Raw genomic sequence first — 20940 nt, forward strand, 5'->3', positions numbered from 1 at the left:
CGGGTCAGTGGTGCATGAGCAGCATGAGGGCCGTGCCCATGGCGGTCGATCCATGCCAGAAGTGGTCGTAGGGCCCGCTGAGGTCGACGGACCTGCTGAGGCCGGCGGACCCGCCCACGCTGCCCGGAGTTCCGCGCAGCGTGGGCATGTCCCGGGTCAGCGACCAGAGGGCGTAAGCCAGCAGACAGAGCGTCAGCGCACCGGTGACCAGGTCGCCGGTCCGCGCGTCCGTGACTCCGCCGTGCCGCACAGGCATCCACGCCATGGCGGCCATGCCGACCGCGTGCGGGGCCCTGCGCACGAGGACAGCCAGTCCGGGACCGCTGCGGCCGAGAACCGCGGTCAGCGGAAACCACAGAGCCGCGCCGGCGAAGAAGAAGGCCGTCCGCCCCGGTGACGGCCCTTCACCGAGCGGATGCCACGGCATCACCGCCATCGCCGACGCCATGACGGCGTGCAGGAGACTGTCGCCTCGGCCGAGCCACCCGGAGCCCCGTGGCAGCACGGCATGCCTAAGCGCGTACACGGCCGCGGCGGTGAACAGCGCCGTCAGCATGCCGCTCACCACATCGGCGGCGCTCATGCCCTGGACGTCAGTCGGTGGGCCGTGGGGCGCGGAGATGGGCCCGCTGGGCCAGTTCCTCCTCCGAGACGAGTTCGAGCATGGGCTTGCCCGGCGCACACAGCATCGTCACGACGAACCGGGTGCGCGCATCGGACAGCGCGTTGCCGTCCTGGTAGTGGATCGGGTCGCCGCCCGGCTCCCAGAACGTCCCGCCCGCCTCGACCACGCGCTCGGGCTCGCCCTCCATCTCGAAACGGACGGCGCCCTCGATGACGTAGCCGAACGCCGGTCCCGAGTGGCGGTGCGGCGGGCTTCCCGGGTCCCCGGGCTCCCACTCGACGAAGATGGTCATCGCCGACGCCCCCTCGGGGACGGTGAGCGGAGCGGTGTCCTGCAGCAGGTTCGCCGCCGTCTTCCAGCCCTCCGACCGGGTCTGCACTCCGGTCTCCTGCGCTGAGTCCTGTTCCGACATGTGTCGGCCTCCCTGGGATTCAACCGGCCATGACCGCCATGGCCGTCTCCAGTGATGACCGGGCTCCGCACGCGTCTGTGACACATGCGACCACACCAGTGTCACAACATTGGTAGGAGCCCTGTCCTAGGTGTGTGAGGGATCTACGGAAAGGGCCCGAAATGCGAGTCGCTGTAGCAGGAGCCACCGGTCTGATCGGTTCCAGGACGGTCGCCAGGCTTCGTGACCATGGTGTCGAGGTCGTACGTGTGTCGCGCGGCGAGGGCGTGGACGTCGCGACCGGGAAAGGCCTCGACGAGGCCCTGCACGGCGCCGACGTGGTGGTCGACGTCACCGACACACCCTCCCGCGGGGAGGTGGAGAGCCTGGAGTTCTTCGGTACGGCGACCCGCAACCTGCTGGAGGCCGGGGCGAGGGCAGGCATCGAACATCACGTGACCCTGTCCATCCTGGGGGCCGAACGTCTGCGGGCGGGCTACTTCCGGGCGAAGGCGCTTCAGGAGGAGCAGGTGCGGCGCTCGGCCGTGCCGTACTCCATCGTGCGGGCCGCGCCCTTCTTCGAGTCCGTGGAGTACATGTCGCGTGCGGCGACCTACGGCGACGTCGTCCATGTCGCGCCCGTCCTGATCCGCCCCGTGTCGACGGACGACGTCGCCGCCGCGATCGCCCATGTCGCCGTGGGAGTACCGCTGTTCGGTGTGCTGGAGGTCGCCGGTCCCGAGGAGCACCGCCTCGACGACCTCACCGGGAAGCTGCTCGCCGCTCGCGGTTATCTGCGGAACGTGGTCCCGGACGCCCACACCCCCTTCTTCGGGGCGACGCTCGGGCAGGGGACACTGCTGCCCGCGGCGGACGCCCGTCTGGGGCACGAGACCTTCTCCGAGTGGCTGGCTCGGCGATGAGCCCGTCGGCACCCCACCGTCTCCCCGCACCGCACCCCGACAGGAATCAGCCATGAGTGAGCTCGACCAACTACCCGACCGGGACGCGGAGGAGACCGCTGAATGGCAGGCCTCGCTCGACGCCGTCGTACGGAACGCGGGGCCGGACCGGGCCGGTTACCTGCTGCGACGGGTGCACGAGTTCGCGGCCCGGTCCGGTGTGTCCCTGCCCGGGCTCCTGACCTCCGACTACATCAACACGATCCCGGCATCGGCGCAGCCCGCCTTTCCCGGCGACGTCGCCATGGAGGCCAGGATCACCGCCCTGAACCGGTGGAACGCGGCGGCCATGGTCACCCGTGGCTCCCGCTTCGGGCTCGGCGGCCACATCTCCACCTACGCGTCGGCGGCCTGGCTGTACGAGATCGGCTTCAACCACTTCTTCCAGGGCAAGGACGGCACCGGCTCGGGCGACCAGCTGTATTTCCAGGGGCATGCCTCGCCTGGCATCTACGCCCGGGTGTTCCTCGAAGGGCGCCTGAGCGAGGCGCAGTTGGACGGTTTCCGGCGGGAGGCCGACGGCCACGGGCTGCCGTCCTACCCACACCCGCGTCGCCTGCCGTGGCTGTGGGAGTTCCCGACCGTGTCGATGGGTCTCGGTCCGCTCGCCGCCGTCTACCAGGCCCGGTTCAACCGCTACCTGCACGCCCGCGGCATCAAGGACACCTCCGCGTCGCGCGTGTGGGCCTTCCTCGGCGACGGCGAGACGGACGAGCCGGAGTCGACGGCGGCGCTGGCGCTCGCCGCCCGCGAGCGCCTCGACAATCTCACCTTCGTCGTCAACTGCAACCTCCAACGCCTGGACGGGCCCGTGCGGCCGAACTCCAAGATCGTGCAGGAACTCGAGGCCAGGTTCCGCGGCGCGGGCTGGAACGTGGTCAAGGCCCTCTGGGGCGAGGCCTGGGACCCCGTGCTGAGCCAGGACACCACCGGAGCCCTCGTCCACCGTCTCGGCGAGGTGCCCGACGCCCAGCTGCAGACGTACGCCGCCCGGGACGCCACCTACCTCCGCGAGCACTTCTTCACGGGCGACGCGCTCTCCGCTCTCGCCGCCGGACTGAGCGACAGCCGTTTGACCGAATTGTTCGCGGACTCCCGGGGCGGGCACGAACCGCTCAAGGTCCACGCCGCCTACCGCGCGGCCGTCGAGCACCGGGGGACACCGACGGTCGTCCTCGCCCAGACGGTGAAGGGGCACACGCTCGGCTCGGCCTTCGCGTCGCGCAACGCCAACCACCAGATGAAGAAACTGACCATGGCGCAGTTCCGCGAGATGCGCGACCTGCTCGAACTCCGCATCCCCGACAGTGCGTTGAGCGGTGACGTGGTGCCGTACTGGCACCCGGGAGAGCAGTCGGAGGAGGTGCGGTACCTGCATGAGCGGCGGGCGGCACTGGGTGGCCCGGTTCCCGTGCGCAGGGTGGTGGCCAAGCCGCTGAAGCAGTCGCCGGACCGCCCCTTCGAAACCCTGGAGAAGGGCTTCGGCCATCAGGAAGTGGCCACCACCATGGCTCTGGTACGCCTGGTCAAGGACCTGATGCGCGACCAGGACACGGGACCGCGGTGGGTGCCGATCATCCCGGACGAGGCCCGCACCTTCGGCATGGAGTCCCTGTTCCCGACGGCCGGAATCTACTCGCCGGACGGTCAGACCTACGAACCGGTCGACGCGGACCAGCTGCTCTACTACCGGGAGGCGCGCAACGGCCAGTTGATCGACGAGGGCATCACCGAGGCCGGTTCCATGGCGGAGTTCACCGCCGCGGCGACCTCGTACGCCACTCACGGCGAACCCGTGATCCCGTTCTACATCTTCTACGCCATGTTCGGTTTCCAGCGCACCGGCGACCAGTTCTGGGCGCTGGCCGACCAGATGGGGCGCGGGTTCGTCGTCGGTGCGACGGCGGGCCGTACGACGATGACGGGGGAGGGACTCCAACACGCCGACGGACACTCCCACCTGCTGGCCTCCACGAATCCCGCGGCCGTGTCCTACGACCCGGCGTTCGCCTACGAGATCGCGGTCATCGTCAAGGAGGGTCTGCGCCGTATGTACGGCGACCGTCCCGAGGACGTCTTCTACTACCTGACGGTCTACAACGAGCCCAAGGAGCAGCCCGCGATGCCCGCCGGACCCGGCGTGGAGGAGGGCATCCTGCGGGGCATTTACCGGTTCCGCCAGGCAGCCGAGCCCGCCGGGACGGAGCCGCGGATCCAGCTGCTGGCCTCCGGCGCGGCCATCCACTGGGCGCTGTACGCCCAGGAATTGCTGCTGTCCCAGTGGGGCGTCCATGCGGACGTCTGGTCGGTGACCTCCTGGACGGAGCTGCGCCGCGATGCGCTCGACGCCGACCGGGCACGGCTGAGGGGCGAGGAACGCGTCCCCTATGTGACGGCGGCGCTCGCTGACGCGTCCGGACCGGTGCTCGCGGTCAGCGACTGGATGCGGCAGGTGCCCGACCAGATAAGCCAGTGGGTCGGCCACGACTACACGTCACTGGGCACGGACGGCTTCGGGCTGTCGGACACCCGGGACGCCGTACGACGCTACTTCCGTGTGGACGCCGAGTCGATCGTCGTGGCCGCCCTGGACCGGCTGGCGCGCGCCGGAGCGGTCAGCTCGGAGTCGGTCGGGCAGGCCCGCGAGTGGTACGGATGGCGCGGGTGACCGTCGTGAACCCGCCGCCGGTCGATGCCCCTGAGCGGCATCAGGACGCCTATGCGATCAGTGCCGAGTTCTACGACGTCCTCCAGGCGGAGCGGGACGAGGCCCGGGTGCGCTCGCTCTACCGCGACGACGTCCGCGGGGCCCGGACCGGTGTGCTGGACGTCGGCGCGGGCACCGGGCGGGTCACGCTGATGAGTCTCGTGGAGTCGCGGGTCCCCGTGCACGCGGTGGAACCGGCCCGCTCGATGCGCACCCCGCTGATGACGCGCCTGGCATCCCTGGGCGCGGAGTTCACGACGCGGGTGACCGTGCATCCGCAGGCGCTCGACGAGACGGGACTGTGTGCGGTGGCGGACGTGGCCGTGTGCCACAACACCGTCGCCTGTCTGCACCCGGCCGCACGCCGGGCGCTGTGGCCGGCCGTGGCCGAGGCACTCGTACCCACAGGGGTCCTGCTCGTCCAGCTGCCACCCGCTCGCCTGCCGCGTCGCACGACCACCCATGCGCTGCCGACCCGGACGGTCGGCCGGCACGAGTACGGGGGCCGCCTGGTGACGTCGGCCGAGGGGGACCGAATCCGGGCACGGTTCGACTACTGGGTGTGCGGTGACGGGCGGGTGCTGCGCCGGCACGACGAGACGTTCTGGATGTGGCCCGCGTCGCGCGGTCGGCTGATCGCGGAACTGGAGGAGGAAGGCTTCATCGCGCTGCCCGTACGACCGGAGCCGTCCGTACTGGCCGTACGACTGGCCCCACCATGATGTGCGCCGCGCGGTCGTGACCCGCCCGCATACGATGGGCAAGCGTTTGCGGGAACGGGTCGGAACTGAAGGCGGCACGTATGGGTATGGGGGACGGCGTGAACTCCCTCGATGAGGCGACCACGGTGTTCATGGCGGTGCGGCCCCAGCTCTACGGCATCGCCTACCGCGTCCTCGGCAGCACCGCGGAGGCCGAGGACATTCTCCAGGAGGCGTGGCTGCGCTGGCAGCACACCGACCGTGGCGCGGTCCGCGAGCCGAAGGCGTTCCTCACCACCGTCACCGCCAGGCTGGCGATCAACCTCGCCCAGTCCGCGAGGGTGCGGCGCGAGTCGTACACCGGTCCCTGGCTGCCTGAGCCCATCGACACCCGCGCCGATCCGCAGCTGGGCGCCGAACGGGCCGAGGCGCTCGACCTGGCGGTCCTCTTCCTCCTGGAGAAACTGAACCCGGTGGAGCGAGCGGCCTACGTACTGCGGGAGGCCTTCGACTACCCGTACCTGCAGATCGCGGACATGCTGGAGACCAACGAGACCAACGCACGCCAGCTGGTGAGCCGCGCGCGCAAGCGCATCGCCTCGGAGCGCCGCAAGCCCGTCGACGCCGCCGAACACCGACGCCTCATGGAGGTGTTCCTCACCGCGGCACAGACCGGTGACCTGGCCGTGCTGGAGGACATCCTCACCGAGGACGTGGTGAGCTACACCGACGGGAACGGGCTGCGCGGGGCTTCCCGGATTCCGGTCTTCGGCCCGGTGCACGTCTCCAGGTACCTCGCCGCCTTCGGCCCGCGCTTCTGGCCGCACAAGGAGATCGAGTGGGTCGAGGCCAACGGCGGTCCGGCCGCCCTCGTCACGGACGGCGGGACACCCGTGGTCCTGCTGACCCTCGACATCTCGGAGCGCGGCATCGAGCGGGCCATGTGGGTCATGAACCCGGAGAAACTGGCACGTTACGTGGCATCCCGGCGCCCCTGAACGGGCCGGGGCGTCACACCAACGGGCCCTCGTCGGTCAACCAGTGGTCCGAGACCCCCACACAGAGGTGCGCCCGATGACCGAACCTGTCCGGCCGCCCGACTTGTCCACCGAGCAGGACTTCGACGGGGACTCCTTCGCTCCCCTCTACACCACCACGGTCACCGTGACCGGCGGGACGGCCGCCCACGGGAGAGCCTCGGGCAGGGCGCGCTCGGACGACGGCTTCCTCGACCTCGACCTGCGCCTCCCTGCCGAACTGGGCGGAGACGGCCGGGGAACCAACCCCGAGCAGCTGTTCGCCGCCGGGTTCGCGGCCTGCTTCCACGGCGCGCTGAGCCTCGTCGCCCGCCAGGCCGCGCTCGACCCCGCCACGATCTCCGTCGAGGCGACCGTGGCGTTCGGCCGCAGTCCGCAGGACGGGGGCTACGCCCTGCACATCGACCTGGTCGTCGACTGGCCGGGCGTCACCCCCGACGCCGCCGCTCCGCTCCTGCAACGGGCCGACGCGCTGTGCCCTTACGCGAGGATGGCCTGGCACGGCACACCGACGACCATCACCCTGGCCCCCTGAAGCCCGCTCGGTGTCACAGAACGCGGGACTGTCCGGTCGTACTGGATGAAGACCCCAGCGATCGGAGTGGACCGTGCCCGTCACCGAACAACGTCTCGCCACCATGGTGCTGGTGATCGGCACCGGAGGTGCCGGTCTGCGCGCGGCGATCGAGCTGGCCGAGGCCGGCATCGACGTCCTGGCCGTCGGCAAGCGCCCCAAGGAGGACGCCCATACGGCACTGGCGGCCGGCGGCATCAACGCGGCGCTAGCCACCATGGACCCCGAGGACAGCTGGCAGCAGCACGCCGCCGACACCCTCAAGGAGAGCTACCTGCTAGCCGATCCCCGCACCGTGGAGATCGTCACCCAGGGCGCCGCCCGGGGCATCGACGACCTGGAGCGCTACGGCATGGCCTTCGCCCGCGAGGAGGACGGCCGTATCTCGCAGCGCTTCTTCGGCGCGCACAAGTTCCGGCGGACCGCCTTCGCCGGCGACTACACGGGCCTGGAGATCCAGCGCACGCTGATCAGGCGGGCCGACCAACTCGACATCCCGGTGCTGGAGGGGGTGTACATCACCCGGCTGCTGGTGCACGAGGGCGCCGTGTTCGGGGCGTACGGCTTCGACCTCACCAGCGGCAGGCGCTACCTGATCCACGCCGACGCGGTCATCCTCGCGGCGGGCGGCCACACCCGCATCTGGCGGCGCACCTCTTCGCGGCGTGACGAGAACACGGGCGACTCCTTCCGGCTGGCCGTCGAGGCCGGAGCCCGGCTCCGGGACGCCGAACTGGTGCAGTTCCACCCCTCCGGGATCATCGAGCCGGAGAACGCGGCCGGCACCCTGGTCAGCGAGGCGGCCCGGGGCGAGGGCGGCATCCTGCGCAACGCGCTCGGCGAACGCTTCATGGCCCGCTACGACCCCGAGCGCATGGAGCTGTCCACCCGCGACCGCGTCGCCCTGGCCGCGTACACGGAGATCAAGGAAGGCCGTGGCACGCCCAAGGGAGGTGTGTGGCTCGACGTCTCGCACCTGCCCCGGCAGACGATCATGACGCGGCTGCCCCGCGTCTACCAGACCCTGCTCGACCTCCAGATGCTCGACATCACCCGCGAGCCGATCGAGATCGCGCCCACCGCGCACTACTCGATGGGCGGGGTGTGGGTGCGTCCGGAGGACCACAGCACCGACGTGCGCGGTCTGTACGCCATCGGCGAGGCGTCGAGCGGGCTGCACGGCGCCAACCGCCTCGGTGGGAACAGCCTGATCGAGCTGCTGGTGTTCGGCCGGATCACCGGTCAGGCGGCCGCCACCTACTCGCAGTCGCTGACCGCGCAACCACGGTCGGCCTCGGCTGTCGCCGAGGCCCGCGCCGAGATCGACGACCTGCTCGCCGCGGACGGGCCGGAGAACGTGCGCGCGCTGCAACGCGCCATCCGCAACAGCATGACCGAGCACGCCGGTGTCGTCCGCGACGAGGACGGACTGCGCGCGGGGCTGGCGGAACTCGCGGTGATCGAGAAGCGGATGCAGGACGTCGGCATCCACCCGGACATCGCCGGCTACCAGGACCTCGCGCACGCCTTCGACCTCAAGTCCGCCGCACTCGCCGCCCGGGCCACCCTGGAGTCGGCGCTGGAGCGCCGCGAGACGCGTGGCTGCCACAACCGCAGCGACTATCCCGACCTGGATTCCACTCTCCAGGTGAATCTCGTGTGGTCCCCTACCACGGGTGTCACCCGCGAAAGCATTCCGACCGTCCCCGACGAGATCTCCTCCCTCATGCAGGAAGTCTCGACCACGGGAAAACTCGTCGAATAGGAACCCGGCAGAAGGTGTCACAAACAGATCCGGTGCCCGGTCTCTACTGATACAGGCATCAGGACAACCCGAAAGGAATTCCGTCATGAAGGTCGTAGTGATCGGTGGAACCGGGCTCATCGGCTCGAAGGTGGTCGCCGGGCTCGGCGCGCACGGACACGAGGCGGTCGCGGCGTCACCCAACACCGGCGTCAACACGCTGACGGGCGAGGGGCTGGCCGAGGTCCTGGAGGGTGCGTCGGTGGTGGTCGACGTGTCGAACTCGCCCTCGTTCGAGGACGAGGCGGTCATGGAGTTCTTCCGCACCTCGACGACCAACCTGCTGAAGGCCGAGACCCAGGCCGGCGTGGCGCATCACGTGGCGCTGTCCGTGGTCGGCACCGACCGCCTGCTGGGAAGCGGCTACTTCCGGGCCAAGCAGGTCCAGGAAGACCTGATCAAGGCATCCGGCAACCCCTACTCCATCGTCCACGCCACCCAGTTCTTCGAGTTCGCGAAGGGCCTCGCCGACGGTGTCACCCAGGGCGACACCGTCCACCTGCCCGACGCGAAGATCCAGCCCATCGTCTCCGACGACGTGGCCGCGGCCGTCGCCCGCACCGCGGTCGGCGCACCGGTGGGCGGGGTGGTGGAGGTCGGCGGCCCTGACGTGTTCCAACTAGAGGAGTTCATCCGCATGGGGCTGACCGCCCTGGACGACCCGCGGAAGATCGTCACGGACCCGCAGGCGACGTACTGGGGTGCACCGCTGGAGGAGAACACGCTCCTTCCGGGCCCGGACGCGCACATCGCGCAGACCCGGTTCGCCGACTGGCTCGCACAGCAGAAGTAATGTCCCCGGGTGGCCCTCATCCTCATCGAAGGGAGAGGGCCACCCTTGCGTGCAAAGTCCTGGAGACACCATGTCCCTCGTCGATGAAAACCGCGTCGACCTTTCCGCCACTTTCGAAGGGCTCACCGCGGAAGCCGCCGAGCTGCGTATCAGGGTCACGGAACTGCGCCAGGAACTCGCGGATCTAGGCGAGCGAATGAACGTCATCTCCACCGCACTGAGGTCAACGAGATCCTGATCCGTTCGCCGCGGTCGACAGCACCCTTTCCAGGTGCCCCAGGTCACCGGTCTGCGCCGCCGAGAAGAACGCCTGAACGAGACGCCGGTGCGCGACGGAGTCGACTGGCTGCCCGCGGTGGTCCCCGTTGAGATCCCCGGTGAGACGCCGCTGGGCGCGAGCGACCTGCTGCCTCGTGTTGACGACGCTGAGGTGCAGGATCTCGGCGATCCGGTCGTACGGGTAGCCGAACCCCTCCCGCAGGACGTACGCGGCACGTTGCCGCGCCGTCAGGGTCTCCATCAGCAGGAGAACCGCTCGCTCCACGGCGTCCTGGCGCGCGGCCACCGCTTCGGGGTTCGCCTCGTCGTCCATCCGCTCGGGGAACGAGGGGCCGACGCAGGACTCCCGGCGCTTCCAGGCGGACTGGACGACATTGATGGCCAGCCGGACGGTGGTCTTCCTGAGCAGCGCCGACGGGTTGGAGACAGCCCTGCGGTCGGCGCCCTGCCACCGCAACCACGCCTCCTGGAGGACGTCCTCGGCCTCGTGCGCGTTTCCGACGATCTGCCGGGCGAGGGTGAGCAGTGCGGGCCTGGCCTGTACGAACAACCAGGTCGCGTCGTCCAGCGCGATGGCGGACGTGCCCGCCGTCTCCCGGCTCTTCCTGGTTTCGCTCACATGTGTGTCCACGGTCCGGCTCCTCTGCCTCGTAGGTCAGCAGCTCGAAGGGCAGCCGGCACCAATGTCGCGCCCGGGGGAGGTCCGGCGCGCCCTTGGAAGCCCGTAGGGGACTGCGTGGTCGTGCCGTGGGGGGTCCGTGGCCGGGGCCCGGCCGGATCGCCGTTCCGGTCGGTGGTTGATCCGTCCCGTTCGGTCAAACCCGGGAGTTCCCCGCTTTCGCAGCCGTCTACGATGGATCAGGTTCGCCTCGGTCGCACCACGGCCGCCGTGATCCGGCACGCCCCGGCCGACGCGCCGCCGGGAGGATCTGACGCGGGAGACTGCCATGACGAGCCGCGGTTCCGGAGCAGGGCTCATCGACAGGCAGCATGAGCGCCGCGCTCTCGACGACCTGCTGGCGGGCGCCAAGGACGGGCGGAGCGGAGTCCTGGTCCTGCGAGGTGAGGCGGGGATCGGCAAGAGCGAGCTGCTGAAGTACCTGCTGGAGCGTGCCACCGGATGCCGTGCCGTCAGCGCTGCAGGCGTCCAGTCCGAGATGGAGCTGTCCTACGCGGGCCTGCACCAGCTCTGTGCGCCCCTTCTGCCAGGAATCGACAGCCTCCCGGAACCCCAGCGCGACGCGCTGCGCACTGCGTTCGGGCTGCACATCGGAGCCGCGCCCGACCGGTTCCTGGTGGGTCTGGCCACACTCAGCCTCCTTTCGAACGCCGCCGGGAGCGAGCCGCTGCTCTGCGTCGTCGACGACGCGCAATGGCTCGACCACGTGTCCGCACAGACCCTGGAGTTCGTCGCCCGCAGACTGCTCGCGGAGTCGGTCGTGCTCGCCGTCGCCGTGCGCGAGCCCACCACCAGCGAGATGTTCATCGGCCTGCCCGAACTGCCTCTGACCGGGCTGCTCGAGGAAGACTCCCGCAAGCTTCTCGCCTCGGTCGTCACCGGCCCGCTCGACCGCAGAGTGCGTGACCGCATCGTCGAGGAGACGCGTGGCAACCCGCTTGCCCTGATTGAACTGCCCCACACGCTGAAGGCCTTGGAACTGACCGGCGACTCGGGGCGCGTCCGTACGGGGCCCGTGTCGAACCGACTGGAGCAGGACTTCCTACGCCGTGTCCGGGCGCTGCCCGCCGAGACGCAGCGCCTGCTGTTCATCGCCGCCGCCGAACCGGTCGGTGACACGACACTTCTCAGGCGCGCCGCCGAACAACTGGGGATCGCCGTGGACGCGGCCGCGGCGGACGCCGAAGCGTCGGGACTGATCACCCTCGGCACCTGGGCGCGCTTCCGGCACCCGCTGGTGCGTTCGGCGGCCTATCGCGCGGCGGTCCCGGACGACCGGCGCGAGGCACACAGAGCCCTGGCCGACGTGACCGACCCCAAGCTCGATCCGGACCGTAGGGCGTGGCATCTGGCGCGTGCGACGGTCGGCCCCGACGAGGCGGTGGCCGTCGAACTGGAGCGTTCGGCGGACCGTGCGCAGGCACGTGGGGGAGTGGCCGCGGCGGCGGCCTTCCTCGACCGGGCCACCCAGCTGACGCCCGATCCCGCCAGCCGTGGAGCCAGGGCACTGGCGGCGGCACACGCCAAATACCAGGCCGGCGCCTTCGAGGCCGCGCGGGAACTGGCGGGCGCGGCCGAGCTGGGCCCGCTCGACGAGTTCGGGGCCGCACGGTCGATCCTGCTGCGCGGTCGGATCATGACCGCGTCCAGCAGTGCCGGCGCGGGTCTGCCGCTGCTGCTGCAAGCGGCACGGCGGCTGGAGCCGCTGGACGCCGGGCTCGCCCGTGAGACGTACCGCGACGCGATCTACGCGGCCCTCACCGCCGGCCGGCTGCCGCACGGCAAGGGGATCTTCGAAGTGGCTCAGGCCATTCTCGCCACACCCGCGCCCGCCGAGCCGACGCGGGACGATCTCCTGCTGGACGGGCAGGCTCGGCTGATCACAGAGGGCTATGCCGCGGGCGCGCCGTTGCTGCGCCGGGCGCTGGCCGAGTTCCGGGCCGGCGGGATCCCGCCGAAGGAAGGGCTCGGCTGGCTGCCGCTCGCCTGCCGCCTGGCCCACAGCACCTGGGACTTCGAAAGCTGGTCCGTGCTCTCGGCACGGCTGGTCGACCTCGCGCGCGAGACCGGAGCGGTCTCGGTGCTGCCCTCGGCCCTGCTGCTCCGTCTCTCGAACCGGGTCTTCGCCGGTGATCTCGCCGGTGCCCGCTCTCTCGTGGCGGAGGCGACGGCGATCGGTGAGGCGACCGGGAGCAGTTTCTTCGCGCACTACAGCGCGCTGGTCGTCGAGCCCTGGAAGGGCAGGGAGGCCACGACCCGGCAGGCGATCGACGCGGTCACCCAGGACCTCCTGCTGCGCGGGGAGGGCAAGGTGGAGACCGCCACGCAGTGGGCCGCGGCGGTGCTGTACAACGGCCTCGGCAGATACGCGGAGGCGTATGCGGCGGCTCTGCGGGGGTGCGAAAACCCGCAGGAACTCGGTCTCTCCCTGCAGTCCACGGTCGAGCTGATCGAGGCTGCCGTACGACTGGGCAGACCCGCGGACGCGGCCGTGGCGGTGTCCAAGATCAGCGACATGGCGCAGGCCAGCGGTACCGACTGGGCGCTCGGCACCGCGGCCGGTGTTCGTGCCCTGGTGAGCGAGGGGCAGGTGGCCGAAGCCCTGTACCGCGAGGCGATCGAGCGGCTCGGTGGCACAGGCGTGCGGATGGACCTCGCCCGGACCCACCTGCTGTACGGGGAATGGCTGCGCCGCGAGAACCGCCGGGCCGACGCTCGTGCGCACCTGAGCACCGCGCACGACATGCTCGGCCACATCGGAGCCGAGGCTTTCGCCGAACGCGCGCGCCGCGAACTGCAGGCGACGGGAGCGAGGGTCCGCAGGAATTCCGCCGCCGCGCAGGTGGCTCTCACCCCTCAGGAGGAGCAGATCGCCCGCCTGGTCCGGGACGGTCTGACGAATCCAGAAATCGGCGCCCAGCTGTTCATCAGTCCCCACACGGTCGAATGGCATCTGCGCAAGGTGTTCTCGAAACTGGGCATCACCTCCCGCAAGGAGATGCGCACCGTAAGGCTGACGGGCGAGGCGGCGTCAGCCTAGGCGTGGTCGCCGCCGGCCCCCTTGTGCAGCGCCTGGTATTCCCGAGCGGTCGGCTTGATGATCTGCGTGCCTTCTCCGTAGAGGATGCCGCTGATCCGGGAACGCAGTCGCTGGGAGGGGCGGACACCGGGACCGATCGGCTGATACTGCTCGTGCTGGGTGAGGACGTGGAGTTCCTCCTGACGCAGTGGCTCATGCACCTCGACGAATTCGCCGTCGGGCAATCGTTTGATGATGCCGGTCTCGCGTCCGTGCAGCACTTTGTCGCGGTCGCCGCGCTGGAGGCCGAGGGCCAGGCGTTTGGTCAGTACGAACGCCGTGACAGGAACGACTAGGAGTCCGATGCGGACCGCCCATGTCACCGACTCGATCGGGACGTGGAAACGGATGGCGATGATGTCGTTGGCGGCGCCGATCAAGGACACTCCGTAGAAACTGAGCCATGCGACTCCGAATGCCGTCCGAACGGGACGGTTGCGTGGGCGGTCAAGAAGGTTCTGCTCGCGCTTGTCACCGGTCGCCCAGGACTCGATGAACGGATACACGCCCAGGGCGAGGAAGAGACCGACACCCACGGTCAGCGGAATGAGGTTGTCGAGTGCCAGGGTGTGACCCCAGAAGCTGACCTCCCAGCCCGGCATCACCCGGAGCAGTCCGTCCGCCACGCCCATGTACCAGTCGGGCTGCGACCCGGCCGACACCTGGTCGGCACGGTAGGGACCGTACTGCCAGACGGGGTTGATCTGCGCGACCGCGGCCATGACGAAGACGACACCCGTCACCAGCAGGAAGTACCCGGCGGACTTGACCATGTGCACCTTCGCCGGCACACCCACGACATTCCTGTTGGTACGCCCGCGTCCCGGGTATTGGGTGTGCCGGTGGCGGAGCATCAGGATCAGATGGGCGGTCAGCAGTCCCACCATGAGGCCGGGGATGACCAGCACATGGATGGTGTTGAAGCGCGCCACCAGCTCGTCGCCGGGGAACTCGCCGCCGAAGAGGAACATCGACAGGTACGTTCCGACGAGGGGAACGGACAGGATCGTTCCGTTCACCACGGCGAGGCCGGTACCGGACAGAAGGTCGTCCGGGAGGTCGTATCCCGTCAGCCCGGCGAACATGGCGAGGACCAACAGGAGGAAACCGATCAGCCACGTGAGTTCGCGTGGCTTGCGGAAGGCGCCAGTGAAGAAGACCCGCATCATGTGGGCCAGCAGGGCGGCGACGAAGACCAACGCCGCCCAGTGATGGGCCTGCCGGATCAGCAGACCGCCGCGGACGTCGAAGGATATGTGCAGGGTCGAGTCGAAGGCCTCCGACACCATCTGACCGCGCAGTGGGGCGTAACTCCCGTTGTACTGCACTTCCTTCATGGACGGATGGAAGTAGAAGGTCAGATACACGCCCGTGACGACGAGAACGACGAAGCTGTAGAGGCAGATCTCGCCCAGCATGAAGGACCAGTGGTCGGGAAACGCCCGTCGCGTCCTTTCTCTGACCGGACGGCGAACGCCCAAGCGTCCCTCGGCCCAGTCGGCCACCTTTTCACCCTTGCTCATGGCATTGCCACCCGCATCGCTCGCCGTTCACTTTCCGTCGTTCCACCCCAGATGCCGTCCACCCGGCCCATCCGCACAGCCCAGTCGAGGCACCGCTCCGCGACCGGACAGCGTCCGCAGACGGCCTTCGCCTCGTCGATCTGCCGAAGGGTGGGACCGCTGCTGGATATGGGGAAGAAAAGGTCGGGGTCTACGTGCAGACAGGCCGCCCGTTCACGCCACTGCATGGCATGGTCACCTCGTTCAGCACTCAAGGGAAAAGAAGCGCGGTGTTGTTCTGTAAGACCGGACAACGGCCGCGTATGTGACACGTGGCTGCGACGGGCCCGTGTCACACGATCCGGGCGTTGCCGGTCTTACGGGGTGAGCCGACACCCTGCCGCGTGCGGGGCAGCGCGAGCGAGAGCGAGGATGCCCTGTGGACCAGAGCGATGCGGTGCCGATCGGCGAGTTGTGGGAGGAGCGCCGGTTTCTGCTCGACGTCGCCCACTGGATGCTGGGCGACCCGGACGCCGCGGAAAGCGTCGTCGACGAGGCGTACCGCCGGTGGTACGGGCTGTCCGACGCGGCACGTCGGCAGGTGACCGGCCCCCGGTCCTGGCTGGCGAAGACCGTGGGCGGGATCTGCCTGGACCGTCTCGCGCGATCCGCCCCTGGTGCGGCCGGCCAGGGGGAGCGGCATGGGACCCGGCCCTCGCAGGTGGAGGAGGAGGCCGGGAGGGTCGTACTGAACGCGCTGGAGTCGCTGTCGACCGCCGAGCGCGCCGCGTTCGTGTTCCGTGCCTTCGGGATGGCACCGGGCACTGTCGCCGACCTCGTGGGCCGTACGGAGCCCGAACTCATCGAACTCGCCGCACGGGCCAGGCAGCGGCTGCGACTGCGCCGCACCCGCTCCACGACACCGCGGCAGCATGACGCCGTCGTCCACGCCGTGCACGGGGCGTGTGCCATCGCGGACGGCGAACTGCTCACGTCGTTGCTGTGCTCGGACGCGACGGCGTTCTTCGACGGTGGCGGCAAGGTACGGGCGCTGACCGGACCGGTCCACGGCTGTCGGCAGGTCACCGACAGCCTTCTGACGCTCCTGGCCCGAAGCCCGCGCACCACCTTGACCCCTCATTCGGTCAACGGCCGGACCGGTCTCGTCGCCCGCTACGGCGACCGGGTCGTCGCTGTCATCAGCCTTGACGTCTCGCACGACCGTGTCGCCCAGGTCTGGGTCATGCTCAACCCCGACAAACTGCGGTCCTGGAACCACCGCCCTGCGTGAGACCAGGGGCGGCCGCGAAACGTGACCGCGAGCCGAGGAAGGCGGCGATCTTGCTCGGTGCGAACACCCACAGCATCTGGTGAATGCCGTGCCGGGAGGCGGCCGCGGTGACGAAGGCGACGGCACGACCGTCCCGGTGCAGCAGCACGCCCGACGAGCCGTTGGCGTCGACCAGCTCGGATACCGCCCCCTGCCACAGCCGACCGTAGGCCGAGAGCCTGGCCACCCGGGCACGGCCCACCACGGGTACCCGGGCACAGCCCCGCATGCCGTTGCCGTCGGAGAGGCTGACGACATCGGGCGCGAGCAGGGCTTCCAGGGACGCCATGTCTCCCGTTCTGGCCGCTGACACGAAGGTGTCGAGGAGGCGTCGGTGCTCAGCCGCGTCCAGGCTCTCCCGCCGTTCGTCCAGCAGATGCCGACGGGCACGGCTGACGATCTTCCGCACGTTGGTGAGGCTGACGTCGAGCATGTCGGCGATCTCGGCGTAGGCGTAGTCGAACGCCTCACGCAGGACGTAGGCGGCGCGTTCGACTGGAGTCAGTCGCTCCAGTACCAGCAGCAGCGCCATCTCCACCGCCTCCGCGCGCTCGGCGCCGAGCGCGGGGTCCGCGCTGGTGTCGACGGGTTCCGGCAGCCACGGTCCGATGTACGTCTCCCGACGCAGGCGCGCCGACTGCGCGACGTTGATGGCCAGGCGGGTCGTGGCGCTCGACAGGAAGGCCGCGGGACTGAGCACCACCGAGCGGTCGGTCTTCTGCCAGCGCAGCCACACCTCCTGGACCACGTCCTCGGCCTCGACGGTGCTGCCGAGCACGCGGTAGGCGATTCCGAAGAGCCGACCGCGGTGGTGCACGAAGACGGCGACGGCGTCCTCAAGGTCGTCAGGTGTGGTGGGGGACGGTTCGACACGCATGATCCACTGGCCTCCGTTGCTACGGTTCATCCGCTGCATGGACCGCGACCGACCCATGCTTGTGACAGCAACGGACGATGTGTTTCCACGGACCTGCCACATGCCACTGTTCGAGACACCGAGATGCTCTGTCTGACACCCGAAGCGCTGCCTATGATGTCGACAAGCGTTGAGGAGGGGAGAACCGATGGTCTCCGCGAGCCGTACGGCCCACAGCATCGAGGTCACCGCCGAGGGCCTTCAGGAGGAACTGTCCCGGCTGCAGTTCCAGAAGCAGGCGCTGGAAAGGGAGTTGGCGGCGGTCGTGGCCCATCTCGGCTCGGTGCAGCGGGCCCTCGGCGCCTTGGAGAGCGCGCTGGTCACGCCGGCCGCCGCTGCTCCGACGGACGAGCAGCAGTACGGAAAGCTCACGGAGCAGATCCTCGCGTACTTCGCCGAGGTCGGTGACGTCGAGGTGCGAGCCCGTGACGTCGCGGCGGCGCTCGGTCGCGACGCGGACAGCGGAAGCATCAACGCGGTCCGCAGCACACTCGACCGCCTCGTCGCCTCCTCCCGCGTCCGGCGCGCCGGCAGGGGTTTGTATCGCGCCGGGAGTTCCTAGCGCACGGCGGTCACCGCGACGAGCCGAGGACCACCACGACGCACGCGATCAGCGCCAGTGTGATCAGTGCCATCCCGGTGAGTGTTCCCCGCAGCCAGTGCCGGATCCTGACGTGGTGCTGCGCCTCCATCACCCCGGTGCGCTCGGCGATGTGATCGGTCACCATACGGGCGACCTGTTTCTGCTCGTCGACGTACCACTGCTCGATGTCCCGCTTCTGCTCGGGGGTGAGCCCCTCCACGCGCGCGGTGAAGGCCGTGACACGGCGGAGTGTCGCTCCCCTGTGAGCCTCCCGGTACAGGAAGCCCTCGATGTCGGGCAGGCCGCGTGCGGCCTCCTCGCGTGCGGCCACGGTGTACCCCCGGTGGAAACGAGAACCCCACATGGTCATGGTGTGCTGCCTTCCTTCGCACGGTCGGCACTCGGCATCTGCGGTTGCCCACCCGTGACGAAGGCGTTCCGCGGGTGCTGGACCGAGGCCAGGGACACGAGATCCCGGCCGGTCAGGGCCCCGGTGAGCCAGACGGTCAGGACGCGGATCTTCCGTTCCCAACTGGGCACCGCGAGCACGTGGTAGCCCCGGTGCATCAGCCACGCCGGGAACCCCTTGATGACGATGCCCTTGTACTGGAAGATGCCCCGTCCCAGGCCCAGCGTGGCCACCACGCCCAGGCTGCTGTGGCGGTAGTTCCGCACGCGCCGCCCGCGTAGGTCGGCCACGAGGTTCCTGGCGAGAAGTCTGCCCTGTCGCACGGCGTGCTGTGCGTTGGGCACGGTGCGTGCGCCCGGTACCGACGAGGCCAGGTCGGGAATGGACGCGTCGTCGCCGGCGGTCCACACGTCCGGCACGGGGCCGGCGTCGGTGCCCACCCGCAGATCGGCGCGGGCACGGAGCAGGCCGCGCTCGTCGAGCGGCAGGTCCGTGTGGTTGTGCACGACCGGGTTGGCGGCGTTGCCGGCGGCCCAGACGAGCAGTTCGGAGTCGTACTCCGTTCCGTCGGAGAGGACGACATGGCCGTCCTCGGCGGACAGCAGCTGGGTGTTCAGATGGACATGAGCACCGCGGCTCTCCAAGTGACCCACCACCCAGGCACCCGGTCTGTCGCTCACCTCCGGCAGGATGCGGCCGCGGGCCTCGACGAGGTGGAAGGACAGGTCGTCGGGGCTCAGTTCCGGATACGACCTGAGCATCGCGGTCGCCAGCGACAGCAGTTCGCCGAAGCCCTCGACTCCGGAGAAGCCGCCTCCCACGAACGTGACGGTGAGCAGCCTTCGCCGCTCGGGGCCGGCCGGCAGCGACGCGGCCTGGTCGAACGCGGTCATCAGCCGGTCCCGGATGGCCACGGCCTCCTCCACGTGCTTGAGGCCGATGGCCCGCTGCGCGAGTCCGGGAATGGGGAAGGTGCGGGTCACCGCGCCCGCGGTGACCACGAGGATGTCGTAGCCCAGCTCGTAGGCGTCGCCGCGCACGGGGCGGACGGTGACCGTGCGGTCCGCGTTGCTGATCCTGGTCACGGTGCCTGAGATCAGGCGGGTGCCGCGCAGGTGCCGCCGCAGCGACACGACGGCGTGCCGTGCCTCCACCGAGCCGGCCGCCACCTCGGGCAGGAACGGCTGATAGGTCATGTACGGGCGTGGGTCGACGACCGTGACCCGAGCCTCGCCCGGACGCAGCTTCTTCTGCAGGCCCCAGGCGGTGTAGAAGCCCGCGTAGCCGCCGCCGACGATCAGAATCTCTCGCATGACTGCCTCTGCTTGTTGTCCGTCACCCTGTAGACCGAGCAGGCCGCGCCGATGTGACATGCGGCGACGACTCGGGGCGTGGAGGTGGGTACCTGCTAGGCGTTCTCGCCTGTGTCCTGCTCTCCCGCGGCCACGGCGTGCACTGCTTTGTGGATCTCGACGGTGAGCGTGTGGACGAGCTCCGTGACCTGCGTGTTGTGACGCAGTTCGAGTTCCTGTGCCTCGTAGTCGTGGTCGGCCTTCTTGCGGGTGAACTCGGCCTGCCGGTTCTGGCCGATCATCACGAACGTGGACAGGAAGATGGCTTCGAGCGAGACGACCAGGGTCAGCGTCGGCCACGGGCTCCTCTCCGTCCAGATCATCCACGCGGCGAACCCGACCACGTGGACGTAGACGAACCACATCGACCCGGCGAACCGGGTGATCCCGTCGGCGATCCGCAACTGGACGTCTTCGGCGCGCTCCTTCTGCACCTCCAGATAGACCGGGTGCCTGCGCGCCTGGGACGGCGATCTCGACCGGCGCCGGTCGGTCCGGATCCGACGCCCCCTATCGGCGCGATTCACCGGGGCCGCCCAGAAGTTGGTGGACGGCTCCGTCCATGTCCAGGTGGCACTCCTCGCCGCCGGTGGGCACCAGCGCGAGGGTCCGCCGAAGGAAAGCCCTCAGGGCTTGAGCCGAGACGGTCACGACGACCGCCTTCTCCTTCGGCCATGGGCACAGCGCGATGTGCACCCTGTCCGCCAGCGGGTCCCGACAGGGCCAGACCTGGACGTCGCCGAGGCCGGCGAGCCTCTCCAGCCCGTCCAGGAGGAGATCGCGGCCGACCACCCACCGCACGGTCGCGTCGGTGCACATGTGGAACTTCAGCGACACCGCGTAGGGATCGGCTCTGTCGTAGGACAGATCGAGCAGCACGGGCCGGTCCACTCCTTCGGCGACGACCAGGCGGACCATCATTCGGCACACCACCGGCGTGCGACTGTCGGGTTCTCTCATCACATCACCGCTCGATGAATCGGTGGGGCTCAAAGGAGGATCGGAAGACACACGGTGTGCTGTCTCATGTGCCCTCTCATGTGATCCAGGGACAACCCGATTCTGCGAGACCTGTGTGGGTGGGCACCATCAGTCAAATGACCCGCAAGTCGTCACGCAGTCACGTGACTGATGTTTGTCCTCGCGGGCCGGTGCACGGTGAACCCAGGCCTTCCCAGCGTGCGGTGGGAAGGACGGCGCGAACGTACGGAGTACCC

Annotated in this window: 21 protein-coding genes; 11 read left to right on the top strand and 10 right to left on the bottom strand. The window is 69.5% G+C overall.

The annotated features are described in order from the left end of the window. Positions 1-4: 4 nt before the first annotated feature. Both ACFULQ_RS15915 and ACFULQ_RS15920 read right to left on the bottom strand, forming a co-directional pair. Entirely contained in the window at positions 5-583 is a 579-nt protein-coding gene (locus tag ACFULQ_RS15915; RefSeq protein WP_383543636.1) for a DUF5134 domain-containing protein, read from the bottom strand. Between the two features lie 10 nt (positions 584-593). Continuing rightward, positions 594-1037 (bottom strand): cupin domain-containing protein, encoded by a 444-nt coding sequence (locus tag ACFULQ_RS15920; protein ID WP_383543639.1) that lies wholly within the window; start codon positions 1035-1037, stop codon positions 594-596. Positions 1038-1198: 161 nt separating this feature from the next. Between ACFULQ_RS15920 and ACFULQ_RS15925 the strand changes: the two genes are divergently transcribed. The 8 genes from ACFULQ_RS15925 to ACFULQ_RS15960 all read left to right on the top strand — a co-directional run bounded on the left by ACFULQ_RS15925 (position 1199) and on the right by ACFULQ_RS15960 (position 9832). Then, positions 1199-1939 (top strand): SDR family oxidoreductase, encoded by a 741-nt coding sequence (locus ACFULQ_RS15925; RefSeq protein WP_383543641.1) that lies wholly within the window; start codon positions 1199-1201, stop codon positions 1937-1939. A gap of 52 nt (positions 1940-1991) precedes the next feature. Beyond that, positions 1992-4646: a pyruvate dehydrogenase (acetyl-transferring), homodimeric type gene (gene aceE, locus ACFULQ_RS15930; RefSeq protein ID WP_383543644.1), complete on the top strand. Its 2655-nt coding sequence runs from the start codon at positions 1992-1994 to the stop codon at positions 4644-4646. Next, positions 4643-5407, top strand: coding sequence for a class I SAM-dependent methyltransferase (locus ACFULQ_RS15935; RefSeq protein ID WP_383543647.1), 765 nt, complete (start codon positions 4643-4645; stop codon positions 5405-5407). Before aceE ends, ACFULQ_RS15935 begins: the two co-directional genes overlap by 4 nt. A gap of 80 nt (positions 5408-5487) precedes the next feature. Then, complete coding sequence (locus ACFULQ_RS15940; protein ID WP_383543649.1) at positions 5488-6384, top strand: RNA polymerase sigma-70 factor; 897 nt, start codon at positions 5488-5490, stop codon at positions 6382-6384. A gap of 76 nt (positions 6385-6460) precedes the next feature. Further along, positions 6461-6958, top strand: a complete 498-nt coding sequence (locus tag ACFULQ_RS15945) for an Ohr family peroxiredoxin (RefSeq protein ID WP_383543651.1) — start codon at positions 6461-6463, stop codon at positions 6956-6958. Positions 6959-7061: 103 nt separating this feature from the next. Further along, positions 7062-8762 (top strand): FAD-binding protein, encoded by a 1701-nt coding sequence (locus ACFULQ_RS15950; protein WP_383543797.1) that lies wholly within the window; start codon positions 7062-7064, stop codon positions 8760-8762. An 85-nt stretch (positions 8763-8847) separates the two neighbouring features. Further along, positions 8848-9594, top strand: coding sequence for an SDR family oxidoreductase (locus ACFULQ_RS15955; RefSeq protein WP_383543653.1), 747 nt, complete (start codon positions 8848-8850; stop codon positions 9592-9594). A 70-nt stretch (positions 9595-9664) separates the two neighbouring features. Continuing rightward, positions 9665-9832: a hypothetical protein gene (locus ACFULQ_RS15960; protein ID WP_383543656.1), complete on the top strand. Its 168-nt coding sequence runs from the start codon at positions 9665-9667 to the stop codon at positions 9830-9832. Here ACFULQ_RS15960 and ACFULQ_RS15965 read toward each other — a convergent pair. Beyond that, a complete protein-coding gene (locus ACFULQ_RS15965) occupies positions 9818-10504 on the bottom strand; it encodes a sigma-70 family RNA polymerase sigma factor (RefSeq protein WP_383543659.1) in 687 nt (228 codons plus the stop codon). The genes ACFULQ_RS15960 and ACFULQ_RS15965 overlap by 15 nt on opposite strands. A 316-nt stretch (positions 10505-10820) precedes the next feature. Between ACFULQ_RS15965 and ACFULQ_RS15970 the strand changes: the two genes are divergently transcribed. Continuing rightward, positions 10821-13592: an AAA family ATPase gene (locus ACFULQ_RS15970; protein ID WP_383543662.1), complete on the top strand. Its 2772-nt coding sequence runs from the start codon at positions 10821-10823 to the stop codon at positions 13590-13592. Here ACFULQ_RS15970 and ACFULQ_RS15975 read toward each other — a convergent pair. Together ACFULQ_RS15975 and ACFULQ_RS15980 are read right to left on the bottom strand one after the other, a co-directional pair. After that, complete coding sequence (locus ACFULQ_RS15975; protein WP_383543664.1) at positions 13589-15154, bottom strand: cytochrome bc complex cytochrome b subunit; 1566 nt, start codon at positions 15152-15154, stop codon at positions 13589-13591. The genes ACFULQ_RS15970 and ACFULQ_RS15975 overlap by 4 nt on opposite strands. Continuing rightward, positions 15151-15381 carry a WhiB family transcriptional regulator gene (locus ACFULQ_RS15980; protein ID WP_383543667.1) on the bottom strand — a complete coding sequence of 77 codons (231 nt, stop codon included), beginning with the start codon at positions 15379-15381 and terminating at the stop codon, positions 15151-15153. Before ACFULQ_RS15980 ends, ACFULQ_RS15975 begins: the two co-directional genes overlap by 4 nt. A 191-nt stretch (positions 15382-15572) precedes the next feature. Here ACFULQ_RS15980 and ACFULQ_RS15985 point away from each other — a divergent pair, with 191 nt between their 5' ends. Continuing rightward, a complete protein-coding gene (locus ACFULQ_RS15985) occupies positions 15573-16424 on the top strand; it encodes an RNA polymerase subunit sigma (protein WP_383543670.1) in 852 nt (283 codons plus the stop codon). Here the strand turns inward: ACFULQ_RS15985 and ACFULQ_RS15990 are convergent. Beyond that, positions 16381-17340 carry a sigma-70 family RNA polymerase sigma factor gene (locus tag ACFULQ_RS15990; protein ID WP_383543671.1) on the bottom strand — a complete coding sequence of 320 codons (960 nt, stop codon included), beginning with the start codon at positions 17338-17340 and terminating at the stop codon, positions 16381-16383. The genes ACFULQ_RS15985 and ACFULQ_RS15990 overlap by 44 nt on opposite strands. A 187-nt stretch (positions 17341-17527) precedes the next feature. Between ACFULQ_RS15990 and ACFULQ_RS15995 the strand changes: the two genes are divergently transcribed. After that, positions 17528-17941, top strand: a complete 414-nt coding sequence (locus ACFULQ_RS15995) for a hypothetical protein (protein ID WP_383543674.1) — start codon at positions 17528-17530, stop codon at positions 17939-17941. Positions 17942-17951: 10 nt separating this feature from the next. Here ACFULQ_RS15995 and ACFULQ_RS16000 read toward each other — a convergent pair whose 3' ends face one another. From ACFULQ_RS16000 to ACFULQ_RS16015, 4 genes are all read right to left on the bottom strand, one after another. Then, entirely contained in the window at positions 17952-18332 is a 381-nt protein-coding gene (locus ACFULQ_RS16000) for a hypothetical protein (protein WP_383543675.1), read from the bottom strand. Next, a complete protein-coding gene (locus ACFULQ_RS16005; RefSeq protein WP_383543677.1) occupies positions 18329-19684 on the bottom strand; it encodes an NAD(P)/FAD-dependent oxidoreductase in 1356 nt (451 codons plus the stop codon). The genes ACFULQ_RS16000 and ACFULQ_RS16005 overlap by 4 nt, the downstream gene beginning before the upstream one ends. A 95-nt stretch (positions 19685-19779) precedes the next feature. After that, positions 19780-20157, bottom strand: coding sequence for a DUF1003 domain-containing protein (locus ACFULQ_RS16010; protein ID WP_383543680.1), 378 nt, complete (start codon positions 20155-20157; stop codon positions 19780-19782). A 76-nt stretch (positions 20158-20233) separates the two neighbouring features. Beyond that, entirely contained in the window at positions 20234-20644 is a 411-nt protein-coding gene (locus ACFULQ_RS16015) for an SsgA family sporulation/cell division regulator (RefSeq protein WP_383543683.1), read from the bottom strand. Positions 20645-20940: the final 296 nt, after the last annotated feature.

Source organism: Streptomyces sp. NPDC057253, assembly GCF_042669125.1.
Lineage (GTDB): Bacteria > Actinomycetota > Actinomycetes > Streptomycetales > Streptomycetaceae > Streptomyces.

What these genes read in the sequence shown, in the direction of transcription:
- ACFULQ_RS15915 (WP_383543636.1), bottom strand. Translation starts at nt 583, where the DNA reads ATGAGCGCCGCCGATGTGGTGAGCGGCATGCTGACGGCGCTGTTCACC.
- ACFULQ_RS15920 (WP_383543639.1), bottom strand. Translation starts at nt 1,037, where the DNA reads ATGTCGGAACAGGACTCAGCGCAGGAGACCGGAGTGCAGACCCGGTCG.
- ACFULQ_RS15925 (WP_383543641.1), top strand. Translation starts at nt 1,199, where the DNA reads ATGCGAGTCGCTGTAGCAGGAGCCACCGGTCTGATCGGTTCCAGGACG.
- aceE (WP_383543644.1), top strand. Translation starts at nt 1,992, where the DNA reads ATGAGTGAGCTCGACCAACTACCCGACCGGGACGCGGAGGAGACCGCT.
- ACFULQ_RS15940 (WP_383543649.1), top strand. Translation starts at nt 5,488, where the DNA reads ATGGGTATGGGGGACGGCGTGAACTCCCTCGATGAGGCGACCACGGTG.
- ACFULQ_RS15945 (WP_383543651.1), top strand. Translation starts at nt 6,461, where the DNA reads ATGACCGAACCTGTCCGGCCGCCCGACTTGTCCACCGAGCAGGACTTC.
- ACFULQ_RS15950 (WP_383543797.1), top strand. Translation starts at nt 7,062, where the DNA reads ATGGTGCTGGTGATCGGCACCGGAGGTGCCGGTCTGCGCGCGGCGATC.
- ACFULQ_RS15955 (WP_383543653.1), top strand. Translation starts at nt 8,848, where the DNA reads ATGAAGGTCGTAGTGATCGGTGGAACCGGGCTCATCGGCTCGAAGGTG.
- ACFULQ_RS15960 (WP_383543656.1), top strand. Translation starts at nt 9,665, where the DNA reads ATGTCCCTCGTCGATGAAAACCGCGTCGACCTTTCCGCCACTTTCGAA.
- ACFULQ_RS15970 (WP_383543662.1), top strand. Translation starts at nt 10,821, where the DNA reads ATGACGAGCCGCGGTTCCGGAGCAGGGCTCATCGACAGGCAGCATGAG.
- ACFULQ_RS15975 (WP_383543664.1), bottom strand. Translation starts at nt 15,154, where the DNA reads ATGAGCAAGGGTGAAAAGGTGGCCGACTGGGCCGAGGGACGCTTGGGC.
- ACFULQ_RS15980 (WP_383543667.1), bottom strand. Translation starts at nt 15,381, where the DNA reads ATGCAGTGGCGTGAACGGGCGGCCTGTCTGCACGTAGACCCCGACCTT.
- ACFULQ_RS15990 (WP_383543671.1), bottom strand. Translation starts at nt 17,340, where the DNA reads ATGCGTGTCGAACCGTCCCCCACCACACCTGACGACCTTGAGGACGCC.
- ACFULQ_RS15995 (WP_383543674.1), top strand. Translation starts at nt 17,528, where the DNA reads ATGGTCTCCGCGAGCCGTACGGCCCACAGCATCGAGGTCACCGCCGAG.
- ACFULQ_RS16000 (WP_383543675.1), bottom strand. Translation starts at nt 18,332, where the DNA reads ATGACCATGTGGGGTTCTCGTTTCCACCGGGGGTACACCGTGGCCGCA.
- ACFULQ_RS16005 (WP_383543677.1), bottom strand. Translation starts at nt 19,684, where the DNA reads ATGCGAGAGATTCTGATCGTCGGCGGCGGCTACGCGGGCTTCTACACC.
- ACFULQ_RS16015 (WP_383543683.1), bottom strand. Translation starts at nt 20,644, where the DNA reads ATGATGGTCCGCCTGGTCGTCGCCGAAGGAGTGGACCGGCCCGTGCTG.